13 protein-coding genes are annotated in these 16,343 nt (G+C 28.8%); all 13 read right to left on the bottom strand.

The features are described from left to right. Positions 1 to 13: 13 nt before the first annotated feature. The gene (locus tag QIA27_RS04610) at positions 14 to 1,081 is read right to left on the bottom strand and encodes an LptF/LptG family permease (protein ID WP_301403681.1); all 1,068 of its coding nucleotides are present in this window, start codon (positions 1,079 to 1,081) and stop codon (positions 14 to 16) included. Beyond that, the gene (locus QIA27_RS04605; protein WP_301354222.1) at positions 1,078 to 2,367 is read right to left on the bottom strand and encodes an LptF/LptG family permease; all 1,290 of its coding nucleotides are present in this window, start codon (positions 2,365 to 2,367) and stop codon (positions 1,078 to 1,080) included. The genes QIA27_RS04610 and QIA27_RS04605 overlap by 4 nt, the downstream gene beginning before the upstream one ends. Then, positions 2,342 to 3,853, bottom strand: a complete 1,512-nt coding sequence (locus QIA27_RS04600) for a hypothetical protein (RefSeq protein ID WP_301403680.1) — start codon at positions 3,851 to 3,853, stop codon at positions 2,342 to 2,344. Before QIA27_RS04600 ends, QIA27_RS04605 begins: the two co-directional genes overlap by 26 nt. A gap of 6 nt (positions 3,854 to 3,859) precedes the next feature. Next, entirely contained in the window at positions 3,860 to 6,031 is a 2,172-nt protein-coding gene (locus tag QIA27_RS04595) for a polyribonucleotide nucleotidyltransferase (RefSeq protein WP_301386556.1), read from the bottom strand. A 13-nt stretch (positions 6,032 to 6,044) separates the two neighbouring features. Beyond that, the gene (rpsO, locus tag QIA27_RS04590; RefSeq protein WP_301354219.1) at positions 6,045 to 6,311 is read right to left on the bottom strand and encodes a 30S ribosomal protein S15; all 267 of its coding nucleotides are present in this window, start codon (positions 6,309 to 6,311) and stop codon (positions 6,045 to 6,047) included. A 173-nt stretch (positions 6,312 to 6,484) separates the two neighbouring features. Continuing rightward, on the bottom strand, positions 6,485 to 7,333 hold the full coding sequence (gene truB, locus QIA27_RS04585; protein ID WP_301403679.1) for a tRNA pseudouridine(55) synthase TruB: 849 nt from the start codon (positions 7,331 to 7,333) through the stop codon (positions 6,485 to 6,487). A gap of 2 nt (positions 7,334 to 7,335) precedes the next feature. Further along, entirely contained in the window at positions 7,336 to 7,698 is a 363-nt protein-coding gene (gene rbfA, locus QIA27_RS04580) for a 30S ribosome-binding factor RbfA (protein WP_301354217.1), read from the bottom strand. Positions 7,699 to 7,721: 23 nt separating this feature from the next. Then, positions 7,722 to 10,304, bottom strand: a complete 2,583-nt coding sequence (gene infB, locus QIA27_RS04575; protein ID WP_301403678.1) for a translation initiation factor IF-2 — start codon at positions 10,302 to 10,304, stop codon at positions 7,722 to 7,724. A gap of 2 nt (positions 10,305 to 10,306) precedes the next feature. Next, positions 10,307 to 11,755, bottom strand: coding sequence for a transcription termination factor NusA (nusA, locus tag QIA27_RS04570; RefSeq protein ID WP_301403677.1), 1,449 nt, complete (start codon positions 11,753 to 11,755; stop codon positions 10,307 to 10,309). 13 nt (positions 11,756 to 11,768) lie between these two features. Next, complete coding sequence (gene rimP / locus QIA27_RS04565; protein WP_301386552.1) at positions 11,769 to 12,206, bottom strand: ribosome maturation factor RimP; 438 nt, start codon at positions 12,204 to 12,206, stop codon at positions 11,769 to 11,771. A gap of 100 nt (positions 12,207 to 12,306) precedes the next feature. Further along, positions 12,307 to 12,924: a ComF family protein gene (locus QIA27_RS04560; protein WP_301354213.1), complete on the bottom strand. Its 618-nt coding sequence runs from the start codon at positions 12,922 to 12,924 to the stop codon at positions 12,307 to 12,309. A 1-nt stretch (position 12,925) separates the two neighbouring features. Next, positions 12,926 to 15,514, bottom strand: coding sequence for a DNA mismatch repair protein MutS (gene mutS / locus QIA27_RS04555; protein WP_301403676.1), 2,589 nt, complete (start codon positions 15,512 to 15,514; stop codon positions 12,926 to 12,928). 287 nt (positions 15,515 to 15,801) lie between these two features. Then, positions 15,802 to 16,335, bottom strand: a complete 534-nt coding sequence (locus QIA27_RS04550) for an OmpH family outer membrane protein (protein WP_301386550.1) — start codon at positions 16,333 to 16,335, stop codon at positions 15,802 to 15,804. Between the last annotated feature and the right edge of the window lie 8 nt (positions 16,336 to 16,343).

The following is a 16,343-nucleotide window of genomic DNA, read 5'->3' as shown; positions in this document are numbered from 1 at the left end:
TAATCATTAAATATTATTTCCTAACAATCCTATAAACAAAAAAATTAATAATCAAAAAAAATATAGTTGTAAAAGAGCTTGCCACATATATATGTAAATAACCAAGATCCGCTAAAAAATTAAAAATTACAATAGAAATGACATAAACAACGGCAAAAGCAATGCTATTTAATAAACTAAGTATAAAAATATTTTTTTTAAGAGCAAGGGCAATAAACCCAACAGTAAAGCTAAGAAGAATCAATCTGAATGAAAAGAATATCCTATTTAACAAATCAAAAAATGCATCAGAATAATTTAACTGTTCGGTTTTGAGAAAACTTATCCAATTAATAAGTTTAGTAAAATTTAATGCCTTTGAAGAGAGCATCACAGTTCTTATGTAATCGGGCTCTAGCTTAACAATTCCTGTTCCATCAAGAACATCATAGGCATTCTCCTGAATTTTTCTACCAACCCTAACAAACTCTCTAATTCCATGAAGCTTCCATTTATTATCCTTCCATTCAGCCTTATTTATATCATACCTTGTTTTAAACTCATCTTTACTGTCTTTAATTATAATCATTAAGTTGGAAAAAGTATTCTCATCAATATCATAAGATTTAATATTATAAATTTCTCTAGCAAAATCTCTAATTATTATAGTTTTATCAATAGATCTGCTATCACCAATGCTATTTTTAATAAGAATATCTCTTCTTGCTACAGTATCTATTACTAAATAATTATCAAAAAAGAAAAGAGCAACTGAAATAAACACACTAATCAAAATGATTGGCCTTAATATTCTGGTAAGTGAAACTCCACAACTAAAAAGACCTATTATTTCATTTCTCATAGAAAGATTACCAATAAGATTAGAAATAGCAAAAAGAAAAGATAAAGCAACTCCATCCGAGAAAGCTTTTGGCAAATACAAATAATAAATATAAAGAATATCCTTAAAACCAATATTCTTTTCAAGATAATTTAGAAGATTGACAAATAAATCACCAAGCATAATTAAAATCATGAAAAGTAAGTTCATGGATAAAAAAGTAAGAATGATGCTTTTTACAAAAAGCTTATCTATTTTCATTTTTTTAATAATCTCAAAAAGAGAATTGCTCCTGCAATAATTAAAATTAAATTGGGCAAAATAGTAACAATAATAGGATTTGGTGCATACTGCACAGTATAAACCTTTCCACCAATAAACATTACCCAATAAAAAACACAAACAATAATTGAAATTACAAGCTCTAGAATAATAGAATATTTCCTATTAGAATACATTCCCATTGGAAAAGCCAAAAAAATGAAAAATAAAACAGAAAGTGGCAAACTAATTTTTTGATAAAATTCAAGATTAAACAAAGCCAAATTTTGATTCATGCTTCTATCTTGATATGGTTTAAAATTTAAATTTAAATTATACATATAGTTTAAATTTTCAAAGACATAAGATTCATCCACATAATAATTTTGATTGTATAAATAATTCAAATAAAGATTTGAAAAATTTAAACTTAAAAAGTCCCCTTCTAGATTATTTTTTATATTTGAATCTGCAATTAAATTGTTTTGCTTTTTAATTAATTTTATAACATCTCTCATACTCATTTGCGAAGGAGTTACATAATTTAATAAAAAACTGTCACTAAATGTAACCTGATCAATTGAATATTTCATCTCATCTGCATAAAAATAATCATAAAACCCACTCTCACTGTCTGTTAAAGCAATAGATAGAACATCATTTAAAATGAAATAAACTTGAAAATTTTCTTTTCTAATATCAAGATTTTTTGCCATAAATATTCTATCAAATCCCTTAAGCCCAGTATTATCAAAAAAAGTTACATTTTTATAACCATTTTCCGATTTCTCACCAGAAACAAAAATTAAATCCCCATATTGTTTGCTTGAATAAGGCTTTAATACCAAATGGGGAACTTCTTCTTTTATTTCATTAAAAATTTTTAACCTACCAATAGATCCAAGTGGAAGTAAAATATCGTTAGATATAAAAGATATAAAAGCAATAACTACTCCCAATTTAAAAAATGGGACAAGTAAATCAAAAATTGATATACCAATTGAACGAAAAGCTAAAATTTCATTGTGAATCTTGAATTTATGAATAGTGAGAATTACTGAAATCAAAGATGCAAACGGGGGAGAAAGCGCAATCACCATAGGAAGAGAATATATGATAAAAATAAAAGCTTTAAAAAAGGGAACATAATTTTGAAGAAGTATTCTCATGAAGAATAAAATTTGATTTATAAAAAATACAAAAAAGAAAAATAAAAACGTAATCAAAAAATACTTAAAAAATTCAGTAATTATGTAAGACTCATAACTGTTTTTTAATATTTTCATCTACAAAAACCAAGCCGTTATTAAGAGTACCCAGTATAACATAATTTTCAAATCTAGAAACTTTTATTAAATTTAAATTAAGAAGCCCATTATTAGGACCAAAATAATCCCAATTGTCATTTTCAGAATCATAAATCAACAATCCATGATCAAAGGTTGCAAACAACAATTTTTTATCTTTAATCTCCATATCCATAAAATAATTAACATCAATATTATTAGCAATAACGTGCTTTTTATAGCTATTTTTATTTAAATTTAATTCAAAAAGACCCCCGCCATATGTTCCAACAAAATAACTATCTTTATATCCTTTTATAAAATTAATATTTTTTTCATTATCATTCTTGCTAAAAAAATCCAAATGTTTAATCTTTTCCAAATTATCGACATTAATACTATAAATAGCCTTATCAACCGTTCCAACTAATAATAAATTTTTTAAACTATCAAGGCACATTGAAGAAATTTTATTAGATCCAAGTGGTATATTTTTCCATTTTTTTAAATCATAAAACCATAACCCAGAATTCAAAGTACCAACAAATATTCCATTTTTAACACCAAGTAAAACTTGTATATTACTAAAATCAGCATTAGCAGGAGCATTGATTTGCTTTAAATCTCCATCAGCATCATCTATATAATAAATAACATTTTTTCCCCCAATATAAACTGTTCCATTATAATCAGCAAAACCCCTAATGCCATTTAAAAAAATGCTTTTCTTGTCTTTAAGGTAGATTTTACAATCATGCTTTTTAATGTTATATCTTAAAAGTCCACCCAATATATTAGTTACAAATATATTCTCATTAAAGACAAATACATCAAAAACGCTATTATCAAGAAATCCTAAAGATTCTAAGTTTAAATGACTTATCCCAAGTTTATTACTTAAAAAATCATAAATCTCTTTGTCATAGCCTGAGATGGAAAATTCATTAATCTCTTTAAATGCAGAAATTGCATCTGATTTTTCTTTAATAAGATATTTTAATTCAGCTGATCTTAAACTAGCATGAGAATATTTATAATATTTTAAAAATAAGTCAAAATTATACTCAGAAAGATCGTAAAAACCATTCTCATAATTTACATATCCAAAAAACAAATTTGCCTTAGCCAACAATTCTCTGCCATGCTGATTCTCATTGGTTATTATTTTATTCAAATAATAATTTGTCAAACCAATATTTTTCTTAGCATAACTTTCTCTGGCTTTTTTAAAATACAGATTATCTTCTTTTAAAAAAGCATTACTAAGAAAAAAAGATTCATTATCTTTTAATCCTATCAAATAGTCTCTTTTAAATTCACTCTCATTAACAACATTATTATTATCAATAATAACTACTTCTTTTTTTTTCTCTACAAGATCACTAATATGAGAATCTTGAATAGATCCATTTGCAGTAAGACAGGAAAAAAACAAGGCAAAACATATAAGGCGACCTTTAAATAAATTGCTCAAAATAAATTTCATATTATTTTAATAATCTTTATCTCTAACAATCTCAAGATCAATTTTTCCAAATTTGTCTATATCAATTATTCTAACTTTAATTCGCTGACCTTCTTCTAATTTTGGAGGTCTAACCAGCCCTGAATTGCCTCTTATATTATCTCCGCCACCACCAAATCTGGAATATCTATTATTACCAATTCCAAACCTTCCAGAACCATACTTACTGTCTCTAGATTTCAAACGAGTACTTAAAAATCCTTCCTTTGTGGGAGTAAGTTCAATAAAAGCTCCAAAGCTATTAATCTTTTTAACGATTCCTTCGTAAATTTCACCTACCTTTGGTTCCCTTACAATGCTCTCTATTTTTTCTTTAGCCTTTTGCATTTTAAAATCATCATCGCCGAAAAGAATAATTTTTCCATTTTGCTCAATTTGAACCTTAACTTCAAATTCATCTGTTATGGCCTTAACAGTTTTTCCAGTAGATCCTATTACAAGAGATATCTTATCAATATCAATTTGCAGCTGAACAATTTTTGGAGCATACTTAGATATACCAACTCTTGAATCCGAAATTACAGTATCCATAATAGACAGTATATGTATCCTGCCTACTCTTGCCTGCTCAAGGGCATCTCTCATTAAATGTTTAGTGACATTTTCAATCTTAATATCCATTTGAAATCCAGTAATTCCATTTTTTGTACCAGCCACTTTAAAGTCCATATCACCTAAATGATCCTCTTCTCCAAGAATGTCACTTAAAACTACATATTTATCCCCTTCGCTAATAAGTCCCATAGCTATTCCTGCAACTTGCCTTTTAACAGGAACCCCTGCAGACATTAAAGACATGCTCCCAGCACAAACAGTAGCCATTGAAGAAGATCCGTTAGACTCCAAAATCTCAGAAACTACTCTAATAGTATATGGAAAATCGTTTTTTCCAGGAACCATTGATTCTAAAGCTCTTTGAGCTAAATGGCCATGACCAATCTCACGCCTACCAGTCATAAGCCTACCAGTCTCACCAACTGAAAATGGCGGAAAATTATAATGCAGCATAAAATTAAGACGCTTATCGCCATCAATATCATCCATTATCTGCTCATCAATACTTGTACCAAGAGTAGTTACCGCTAAAGCTTGTGTCTCTCCTCTAGTAAAAAGTGCAGATCCATGCGTTCTATTTAAAATATCAACTTCTGCAATAATATCCCTTATTTCATTAGGAGTTCGACCATCTGTTCTAATCTTATCGTTAAGAATAGAATTTCTAACAATTTCCTTCTCAAAATCATCAAAAGCTTTATGAAAAAGGGGCTCATTGCTATCAGTCAACTTTTCAAGAGAAGAAAAATGCTCATAAGATTTATTTCTCAGCAAAGTTATAGCTTTATCTCTATTAAGCTTTCCCTTAACAAAACAAGCTTCTTTAAGGTCAGTATAAACAAAATCCCTAAGCTCATCTTTAAATTCAAATATTTTTTCTTCAAAAGCTAAAGGAAGTTTTTCCTTCTTTCCTACAATATCTAAAAATTCCTTTTGAGCATTGCAAATTTGTTTAATATATTCATGTGCGCTGTCTATTGCTGAAAGCAAAATATCCTCACTAACCTCATTAGCACCGCCTTCTACCATTGTAATTCCATTTAAACTTCCTGCAACAACAATATCAAGATCAGAATCATGAATCTCTTCAAAGGAAGGATTTACTATAAATTTACCATTCAAATAAACCATTCTAACAGCTGCAATTGGACCATTAAACGGAATATCTGACAAAAAAACTGCCGTAAAAGCAGCATTCATTCCAACAACATCAGGAGGATTTAGCTGATCTGTAGCCAAAGTCGTAGGAATTACTTGAATTTCTCGACCAAATCTTTTATCAAAAAGAGGTCTCATTGGCCTATCTATTAACCTAGAAACAAGTATTTCTTTATCTTTTGGCTTTCCTTCTCTTTTGATAAATCCTCCTGGAATCTTACCAGCTGCATAATATTTTTCATTATACTCAACAGAAAGAGGAACAAAATCCAAATCTTCTCTCACATTGCCTGAACAACAAACAGTAGCAAGAACAGAAGATCCTCCATAAGTTGCAAGAACCGATCCATTAGCTTGCTTAGCCATAAATCCGGTCTCAAACACTAACTCGTCTCTGCCTATTTTCAACTTTAATATTTTCCTCAAAATTCAACCTCTTTTATTTTCTAAGACCAAGTTTAGATATCAACATCCTATAAGCTTCTAAATCTTTTTTCTGGTAATACCGCAATAAACTTCGCCTTTGCCCTACCAACTTTAACAAGCCCCTTTTTGAGCTATGATCTTTTTTATTTACCTTTAAATGTTCAGTTAAATACTTTATTCTACCTGTAATAAGTGCGATCTGAACCCCAACAGAACCAGTATCACTTTCATTTTTCCCAAATTCAGAAACTATTTTTTGCTTTTGCTTTTTATCTATCATAAAGCAACTCCTTACCATTATAGCAAAGCTCTAACAAACCTCTTGCTATAATTCAAACTAACTACTATGATAGATTATAATATTTTTTCTTAAAAATCACAAAAACAATTTAACCTTTTTAGATTATCTTTAATAAGAAATTATTAAATTGTTTAAAAAAAACAAATATAAAATTAGAATATAATTACATATTTATATTTATTCAAACCTATTCCTTCAATAACCGCCAACATTTCCCCTTCGCTGGATTCTAAAATCTTAAATTCGCTAATATTGATTTGAATTTCAACATAAGCCCCATTTTTAACAAGATTTATCTTGTTAGAATCAATGTAAACCTTTTCAAAACTTCTTAAAGATTCTAGACTAATTAAGGAAGCTTTACTTAAATTTTTACACAATATGGAATCTTTTAATCTGAACATACCTACTTTAGTTCTTTTTAAACTGGTAACATAAGCACAAGAATTTAAAGAATAAGCCAAATCTCTTGCAATACTCCTAATATAAGTACCTTTTGAACAACTGATTCTTAAACTAAGCAAAGAAGAGCTAAAATCATAGTTTAATCTTTGAATATCGTAAACATTTACTCTTCGTTTTTTAATTTCAAAAAACTTTCCGCTCAAAGCAAGTTTATAAGCTCTATTACCATCAATATGAACTGAAGAAAATCTAGGGGGACTTTGATAAATCTCTCCTACAAAATCTTTAAGCTTTAAATCTATATCCTCTAAATTAGGGATATAATCGGTTTTACTGACTATCCTTCCATTTGGATCAAGAGTATCTGTTTCTATTCCAAATCTAAATTCTGCTACATACTCTTTATCTAAAGAAATAAAATAGTTTGCAAGCTTCGTATATTTTCCTACAAGAGCAATCAAAATTCCACTTGCAAATTTATCAAGTGTACCAGCATGCCCAACATGATTTGTATTAAAATATCTTTTTATAGGAAAAAGAGTTTCAAAAGAAGTTTTGCCTTGTTCTTTATTAATTAAAAGAAATCCATTCTCCAAATTTAATTCTCTCTTGTAATATTTAATCCTTCAATTATCTTATTAACATAAAATGATTTAGAAAGAGAATCATCCTTCACAAATAATAATTTAGGAGTACTCCTAACTTTAATTCGCCTAACAATTTGACTTTGAATAAACCCCTTAGCATTATTTAAAGCTTTAACTGCATTATCTAAAGAAGCACCTTCCTTAATTGAGCCCATAAACACTTTAGCATTTATTAAATCTTTTGAAAATTCTACTTTAACCACGGTTAAAAATGAATGAATTCTAGGATCTTTAATTCCCCTACTCACTATTAAATTGCCAATTTCTTGAGCAATTAAACTTTCAAGTTTAAACTTTTTTATATTCTTATACATAAACACATATAAATAAAACAATACTAAGTTTTAAAAGATTTTTTTACCTTTTTTACCTCAAATGCTTCAATTACATCTCCTTCTTTAATATTAGCATAGTTATCAATCATAATACCACACTCATATTGCTCAGCAACTTCTTTAACATCATCTTTAAATCGTTTTAAAGATGAAATTTTGCCAGAATGAATCTGTAAACCATCTCTCATCACATTAGTAATCGCATCTCGTTTTATTAACCCCCTAGAAACATAGCAACCAGCTATTACCCCAACTTTAGGAACATTAATTACAGCCCTCACTTCAGCAAAACCAATAAATTGCTGCTCAATATCCGGTTCAAGCATCCCTTCAAGAACTGATTTAATATCATTTATAGCATCATAAATAACATTATACTTTCTAATCTCAACTTTTTCTTGATCTGCTAGTATCTGAGCTTTTGCAGTTGGTCTCACATGAAATCCAATAACAATAGCATCGCTTGCTGAAGCAAAACTAATATCTGTTTCAGTTATTACACCTGCTGATGAATGCACAACTCTTACTCGAACCTCATCGTTTGTTAATTTTTCAAGAGAATTCTTTAAAGCCTCGACTGAGCCTTGAACATCTGCTTTTAAAATTATTTTAAGCTCTTTAAGGGTTCCTTCTTTGATTGAATCATAAAGATTTAACATGGTAACTTTCTTTACATTTTTAGAAGATTCATATTTTTTAAGATCTTGCCTTTTGGAACTGATCAATTTTGCTTCTTTTTCAGTTTTAGTTACTTGAAAAGGATCCCCAGCCTGAGGCATTGAAGAAAATCCCAAAACACTAATAGCTTTAGCAGGTCCAACGCTCTTAACAGAAACACCCTTGTCACTAATTAATGCCTTAACTTTACCGTAGCACGCTCCACCTACAAAAGAATCTCCCACATAAAGAGTTCCATTCTCAATAATAACAGAACAAACTATTCCGCGCCCCAAATCAATCTTGGCATCAAGTACTTTCCCAACAGCTCTTTTAGATGGATTTGCCTTTAATAACATCATATCTGACTGCAAAAGAATCATATCAAGAAGTTCAGAAATCCCTATGTTTTTAAGAGCAGAAATCAACACAAAAATAGTGTCTCCTCCCCAATCTTCGGGTACCAAATCGTATTCTGAAAGCTGATGTTTAATCTTATCAGGATTTGAATCTGGCAAATCAATCTTATTTATAGCAACAATAATTGGAACATTTGCCTCTTTTGCATGATTAATAGCCTCAATAGTTTGAGGCATAACGCCATCAATTGCTGACACAACAAGAACAACAATATCCGTAACTTGAGCTCCACGACTTCTCATCATAGTAAAAGCTTCATGACCAGGAGTATCTAAAAATGTTATTTCTCGGTCATTATAAACAATAGTATAAGCTCCAATATGCTGAGTAATACCACCAGACTCTGTTTGATTTATATCTATATTTTGAAGCACAGAAAGTAGCTTAGTTTTACCATGATCAACATGACCCATTATTGTAATAACAGGGGGCTTTTCAATTCTTTTGCTCTGATCTTCTACTTCTTCTTCTATAACCGTTTCATCATAAATAGAAACAACATTAACTTTTGAACCATATTCTTCAACTAAAATAGTTGCCGTATCAGAATCTATCTTTTCATTAATAGTCACCATTACGCCTAAAGCCATTAATTTAGCAATCAAATCAGAAGACTTTAAATTCATCTTTCTTGCAAGATCAGAAACAGTAATGCTACCCATAATGTCAATTGATTTTGGAATGGGATTAGCTAAATTTTCTCTTTTCTTTTTTTGAAGTTGCTCAAAAACCTTTTGTTCAATTGTTTTGCTCTCGGTTTCTGCTTTTTTCCTCTTATAGCTCTTTTGACTTTCTTGTTGCTGTTTTTTCTTCTCGCCAAGCTTACGATTTAACTCTTTGCTATTCTCAGAATCTGCTGAAGGTGCGCTGCTAACAATAGAAGGAACTTTAGTTTTTATAACTCTTCTAAAAGACATGGAAGTGGTATATTTACTTTGGGGGTTATTTTTAGTAACATATGCTTTCTTTGTTAAACCTTGATTTTGAGAGGCCAAACTGTCTCTGCTCTGTGAATATCCACCAGGTCTGTTGTCTCTGCTTTGTGAATATCCACCAGGTCTGTTGTCTCTGCTTTGTGAATATCCACCAGGTCTGTTGTCTCTGTTTTGTGAATATCCACCAGATCTGTTGTCTCTGTTTTGTGAATATCCACCAGGTCTGTTATCTCTATTTTGTGAATATCCACCAGGTCTGTTGTCTCTGTTTTGTGAATATCCACCAGTTCTGTTGTCTCTATTTTGTGAATATCCACCAGTTCTGTTGTCTCTATTTTGCGAATACCCACCAGGCCTGTTGTCTCTATTTTGCGAATACCCACCAGGTCTGTTATCTCTGTTTTGTGAATATTCAGCTTTGTTGTTTTGCCTATGCAACTCAATAGAATTATTTGAATTATTTTTACCGCTTAAATCGTTATGCGTTACAATCTTTACTACCTTTTTTTTTAACTTAATAATCTTAATTTTTTTACCATCGTCATTTTTAATATCATCAATATTTGTCGACAACCTTACTCCTCCTCAAACTCAAAACTAAGCCCTATTTTACAACCCGGACAGGAGGTCATATTTTCATTTATAACAACACCACATTCAGGGCAAAGAAGTTCTTCATCTTCTTCTGCCTTTCCTATAGACTCATCATTATCATTAGCAATTATTATCATTCCCTCTTTTAATATTTTGTTAATTTCTTCTTGTTTTTCATAACTTACTCCAAGATTAAAAAGCACTCCCTCATCTGCTTGTAAAAAATTGTTAATATCATTAAGTCCTTCTTTTGATAAATTAGAAATCACAGAAGAATCGAGTAATTTAAGATCACTTATTTTACTGATCTCCTCAAATTGTTCCTCTTCAACAACATCTTGCATAACTTTATCAAACATTTCAAGTGTCTCTTGCTTAAACTCCGAATTAGCCTTCATTTCTGCAAATTGACTACTAGTTTTAACATCAATAGCCCAGTCAAGAAGTCTATTAGCAAGTCTAACATTTTGACCCATTTTACCTATAGCAAGGGAAAGTTGATCATCACTAACAACTACTAAAGCCTTATGTAAATCCTCGTCAAGAATATAAACATGTTCTATCTTAGAAGGGGTCAAAGAATCCTTTATAAATTCTTTAATGTCTTTACTATAAGGGATAATATCAATTTTTTCTCCTTCAAGCTCTTTAATTATAGATTGAATTCTGACTCCTTTTTGCCCTATGCAAGGGCCCACAGGATCAATTTCTTCTTTTTCAGAATAAACAGCGACTTTAATTCTGTAACCTGGGTCACGAACTATTTTATGAATCTTAATAATACCTTCTTCAATTTCAGGAATTTCAAGCGCTAAAAGCTCTTCAATAAACTTTGGATGGGTTCTAGAAAGAATAACTTCAATGCCATTTTTTCCCTTTTTGACATTATAAACTAAAACTCTAATCTTATCATTAAGACTGTAAACTTCTCTTGGCGATTGATACTTTTTAGGAATTATACCATCCGTATTGCCAAGATTAACATAAAGATCACCATTCCTATTTTGCTGAACATACCCAATAACAACTTTATTCAACTTGCTTTTAAATTCTGATAAAATTTCATTATCCTCAATTCCTTGCAAATCATTTTTGGTTCTTTGTTTTGCAACCTGAATAGAAAGCCTATCAAAAACCTTAGGATTAATTTCAATGTAAGCATAGCCATCTTCTACAAGATTTTCTTTTGAGATATCTTTTTCTAATATTTCAAGCAAAGAATCTTTTACCTCTTCTACAATTTTCTTTTTTGCATAAACCACCAAATCTCCCGTATCATCATCAAATTTAATAAAAGCATTCTCATTACTTCCAAAATACTTTTTATAAGCTATCAATACTGACTCTTTAATTGTTTTTCTAATAGAATCTATACTCATACTGCGATCATTTGCAATACTTACAATCATATGTCCCGTGCCCTTTATCATCCAAACTTCCTCCTTAAACTAATCTAGCCTTCTTAACATCACTATAAAAAACATTTAATTCTTTGCTATCTGTTTTAAAAATAAAACTTTTTGATTTTGATTCCAATATTAAACCCTCTTCAAATTCGTTATCTAGCATCAACTTAATCTTTTTACCTTCAAAAATTTTAAACTCTCTGTCACTTTTTATTTTTCTATTTATTCCTGGTGTAGAAAGTTCTAAAGTAAAACTATATTTAAGATTTGCTTCTAAAATTAATAAAATCATCTTGTGCAAATCAGTCAGCAAATCAACGCCTAGAGAAAAATTCTTGCTATAAAGAACTATTTGAATTTTCCCACTATTTTTATTTCTAAAGACATTAATCTCTAATATTTCAACATTTGATCGTTCTGTTAAATTTTTTATCAAATTATAAACTTCATTGTTTTTGTCAAAATGTTCAATCAACTAAATTCCTAAAAGTAATAAGGTTCTTTAAAAAGAACCTTATTAAATACATAACTAAACCTTAAATCAAGGGTAACACTTAGAAAAAATAATGTCAACATTAAACCAAATTATAAGATTTGGCCAATGAAAACCTTATAACCTTATAGGCTCCAAATTGCACAATAAGATCTTCACAAGCGCACATAGATGCTCCTGTAGTAACAATATCATCAAGCAAAACAATTTTTTTAAATTGAAAATTTTTATACTTTGATCTTAATTTAATTTTATTCTCAAGATTTCTAAATCTGAGATTTCCTCTCATTAACTTCTGACTTTTCCCATACTTTCTTGAAAAAACATTTATATAATCAAAACCAAAGCGGCTTAATAAAATACCAATATATTCCATGTGATCAAAACCATAAAATAATTTTCTTTTAAAGCTACAAGGAACAGTTACTATTTGATCAAATTCAATATTACTCAAACATTTAGCAATTTCACTTGCTAAAAATCTACCAATCGACTTTTGACCATCTCTCTTATAAGACAAAATTAAAGATTTATAATGTTCTTTATATTCAAAAAAATAAATCAAATTTTCGTCGAATTGAATTTTAAAATTAAAAAGCGACTTACATTGATCACAAAGAGCACTAGAAGATACATATCTTTTTCCACAAAAAACGCAAAAAGGCAAAAATATACTTTTTAAAACATTTAAATAGCTCATACTAACTGGACTGAGAAACAACTTTTAAAACAATTTGATTTAGCAGTTCAATTGATTGAAAAGGGGTAATATTATTAATATCTATATTAGAAATAAAATTTTTTAACTCCAAATACTCATTTAACTTAACATGAACATCAGTATCATTTTTTAAGACCTCTTTATTATGGTTATCAGAAGAACTATAAGGAAGAAATTCTAAACAAGAGCCATCCTTTCGACTGAGCAAACTTTCTAAGATAACATTAGCTCTATCTACTACTTTTAAAGGAAGTCCTGCTATGCGAGCAACATAAATCCCGTAGGAATTAAGAGATGGTTTTTCTTCAACTTCTCTTAAGAAAACAAGATCATTGCCTTGCTTTTCAATTTTCATTGAAAGATTAATAAAAGCTTTATGATTAATAGCCGATAGTTCATGAAAATGAGTGGCAAACAAACTTCTAGCTTTAATATTCTCTAAAACATATTCTATAATAGAATAAGCAATAGCAAGCCCATCATTTGTGCTAGTACCTCTTCCAACTTCATCCATAATTATTAAACTTTTTTCTGTTGCATTTCTTAAAATATTAGCCGTTTCGTTCATTTCAACCAAAAAAGTGGATTCTCCTTTGGCAATATTGTCACTTGCTCCAATTCTGCAAAAAATTTTATCTGTAATGCCTATTAAAGCCTTGGAAGCTGGCACAAAAGAGCCTATATGTGCCATTAGAGTAATTAAAGCCACCTGGCGCAAATAAGTTGATTTACCTGCCATATTAGGACCAGTAATTAAACAAAAATACCTTTCTTTATCAATCCTTACAAAATTTTCAGTAAAGATTTCAGTATTCTTCACATAGTGCTCAACAACAGGATGACGAGACTTGTCAAGAAAAATTTCTTTATTACCCGTCAACACAGGTCTTTTATATTCATTTTTTTTTGCCAAATAACCAAAATTAACAACTAAATCAATATATGCAAAAAATTCTGCAACCTTTTTAAGAACTTTATTATGCTCAACAACATTTGATGCTATTTCATCAAAAATCTCCTGCTCAAAAGCAACCACATTGTCTTCAGCATTATTAATATCCACTTCAAGAGAAATAAGTTTTTCTGTTTTATATCTTTTTGAAGAATTTAAAGTTTGGCTTTCTATAAAATGAGATGGCACTTGAGCATAATTACTCTTCGTAACTTCAAAAAATAATCCTCTATTATTAGTTTTTCTAATCTTTAGATTATTGATCTTACTAAGCAATCTCTCTGATTCAAGATATTCATCAATATATTTATTAGCATTAATCTTTAAATCTTTCAAACTATCAAGCTTTAAATCATAACCTCTTTTAATAAGTTCATCAGATGAGCTTGAAATTGCACTTTTTATCAAAAAATAAACTTTAGAGACACTATCCTCTTCAAACTTATCAAAAGTCCAATAATCAAAATTATGCTTATCGAATAATTTTTTTACCAAAAAAAATACAGAAAGGGCTTTTTCAATAAATAAAAAATCTTTTTTAATGTATCTTTTCATCTGAATTCTAGATATTATTCTCTCAATATCCCATATATTAATAAAAGTTTCTCTTAAAGTCATAGTCAAGCTAATATTTTTACAAAAAAATTCAACATGATCTAGCCTAGTATTAATCTCAGAAATATTTAAAATTGGATTTAAAATAAATTCCCGCAAAAGTCTTTTTCCCATTGCAGTTTTGCAATCATTTAACACAGAATATAATGAATATTGAGAAGAAAAATCATTATTGTTTTTTACAAGTTCAAGATTCACTTGAGTTACATCATCAAGAAACATGTAAGAAGAATCATTATTAATATTTATTTTATCAATATTACTTAATAAATTTTTTAAATTATTTTTTATATGATTTATAATAAGAAAAATTGAAATGTAGTAAGGCTTCTCTTCATCAAATCCAAGAGAGCTCAATCCAAGTATGTTAAAATGCTCCTTTATTATTTTTATTGCAACATCCTTATTAAGGTGCCAATCAGGTACTTTGTTAATTAAAAACCGATTAAGATTAAGCTTCTCTAAATATTCATAATAAAAGTTTTCAGAAACTATTATCTCTTTAGGAGAGTATTTCTCAAGATCTCTTTTAAGTTTTTCAAAAAAGCTATTCTCATAAAACATTACCCCAAGACTAGAAGTAGATAAATCTATATAAGAAAACGAATAATAATTCTTATAATCACTAATAGCAACTAAATAGTTGTTAACATCATCATTTAAAAAATCTTCATCAATAATAACACCTGGGGTTATTACCTCAACAACCTCTCTTTCTAAAGGCCCCCCAAGAGCAGAATTAGACACTTGTTCACAAATTGCAACCTTTTTATCAAATAAAATTAATTTTCTTATATATTCCTTACTAGTATGGTAAGGCACTCCACACATTGGAACATTTTCTCTTTTTGTCAATGTTAAATTAAGAAGCTTGCTTGCCTCAATTGCATCGTCAAAAAACATTTCATAAAAACTTCCTACTCTGAAAAAAATGATCGCATCTTTATATTTTTTTTTGATATCTAAGTATTGCCCCATCATTGGGGTAACATTTTTTTCCATATGATTCCTAAATAATATTGAATTATAATTGATATTATAAAATAAATATAATTCAATTAAAAAGAAAGAATATAAAATAAGAAAAAGACTCTAAAAGCAATAATTTATGCAATTATAAGCAATCTAGTTGTTAGCAAGTTTGCTGTTTTAAAATTAATTGATTTTAAAAAATTTATAAAAAAATTTTCATAATAAGTAATAATTTTTACTTTAAATGTAATTAAAAGTAAACAAAAAACTCTAAAAATCTTTAATACTTGAAAAAATATTTAAAAATACAAAAAGTCTTAAGGATTTTTATTGTCCTTTTCTAAAAGATGCTTAACAACATTGTCTGTTATATCAACAGTACTGTTATGATAAAGAATATAGGGATTATTTTTTTTCATAATCAAAGAAAACCCATTAATTTCTGCAACATATTGAATACCACGAAGTATTTTGCTTAAAGATTCACTATTATTATTTACACTATTAATATTGACCAATCTCTGCTGTTCCAAATTATTTTTTGCCAAACTAGATAATCTTTTTAACTCGTCAATTTTCAAATTATATTGATTCCCAAAAGATCTTGCATTATCTAAATCATTATCAGCAATCGACTTATCATACATCTGTTTTAAATTCTTAAGTTCTAAATTCAACGTATTGATTTGCTCTTGATATCGATTTTTTATTTGATTAAGATTAGCTTTCAATTGGGGATTTAAAACCTCAATAACAATCCTATCAAAATCAACAATGCCTATTTTAATAACATCTATTGAAAAAACATTAAAAGACAATAAAAAAAATAATGGTAAAATCAAAAAAAACACAAATTTCT

The organism is [Borrelia] tanukii (genome assembly GCF_030439725.2).
GTDB classification, from domain to species: Bacteria; Spirochaetota; Spirochaetia; order Borreliales; family Borreliaceae; genus Borreliella; species Borreliella tanukii.
This window is presented reverse-complemented; position numbering and strand designations above follow the sequence as displayed.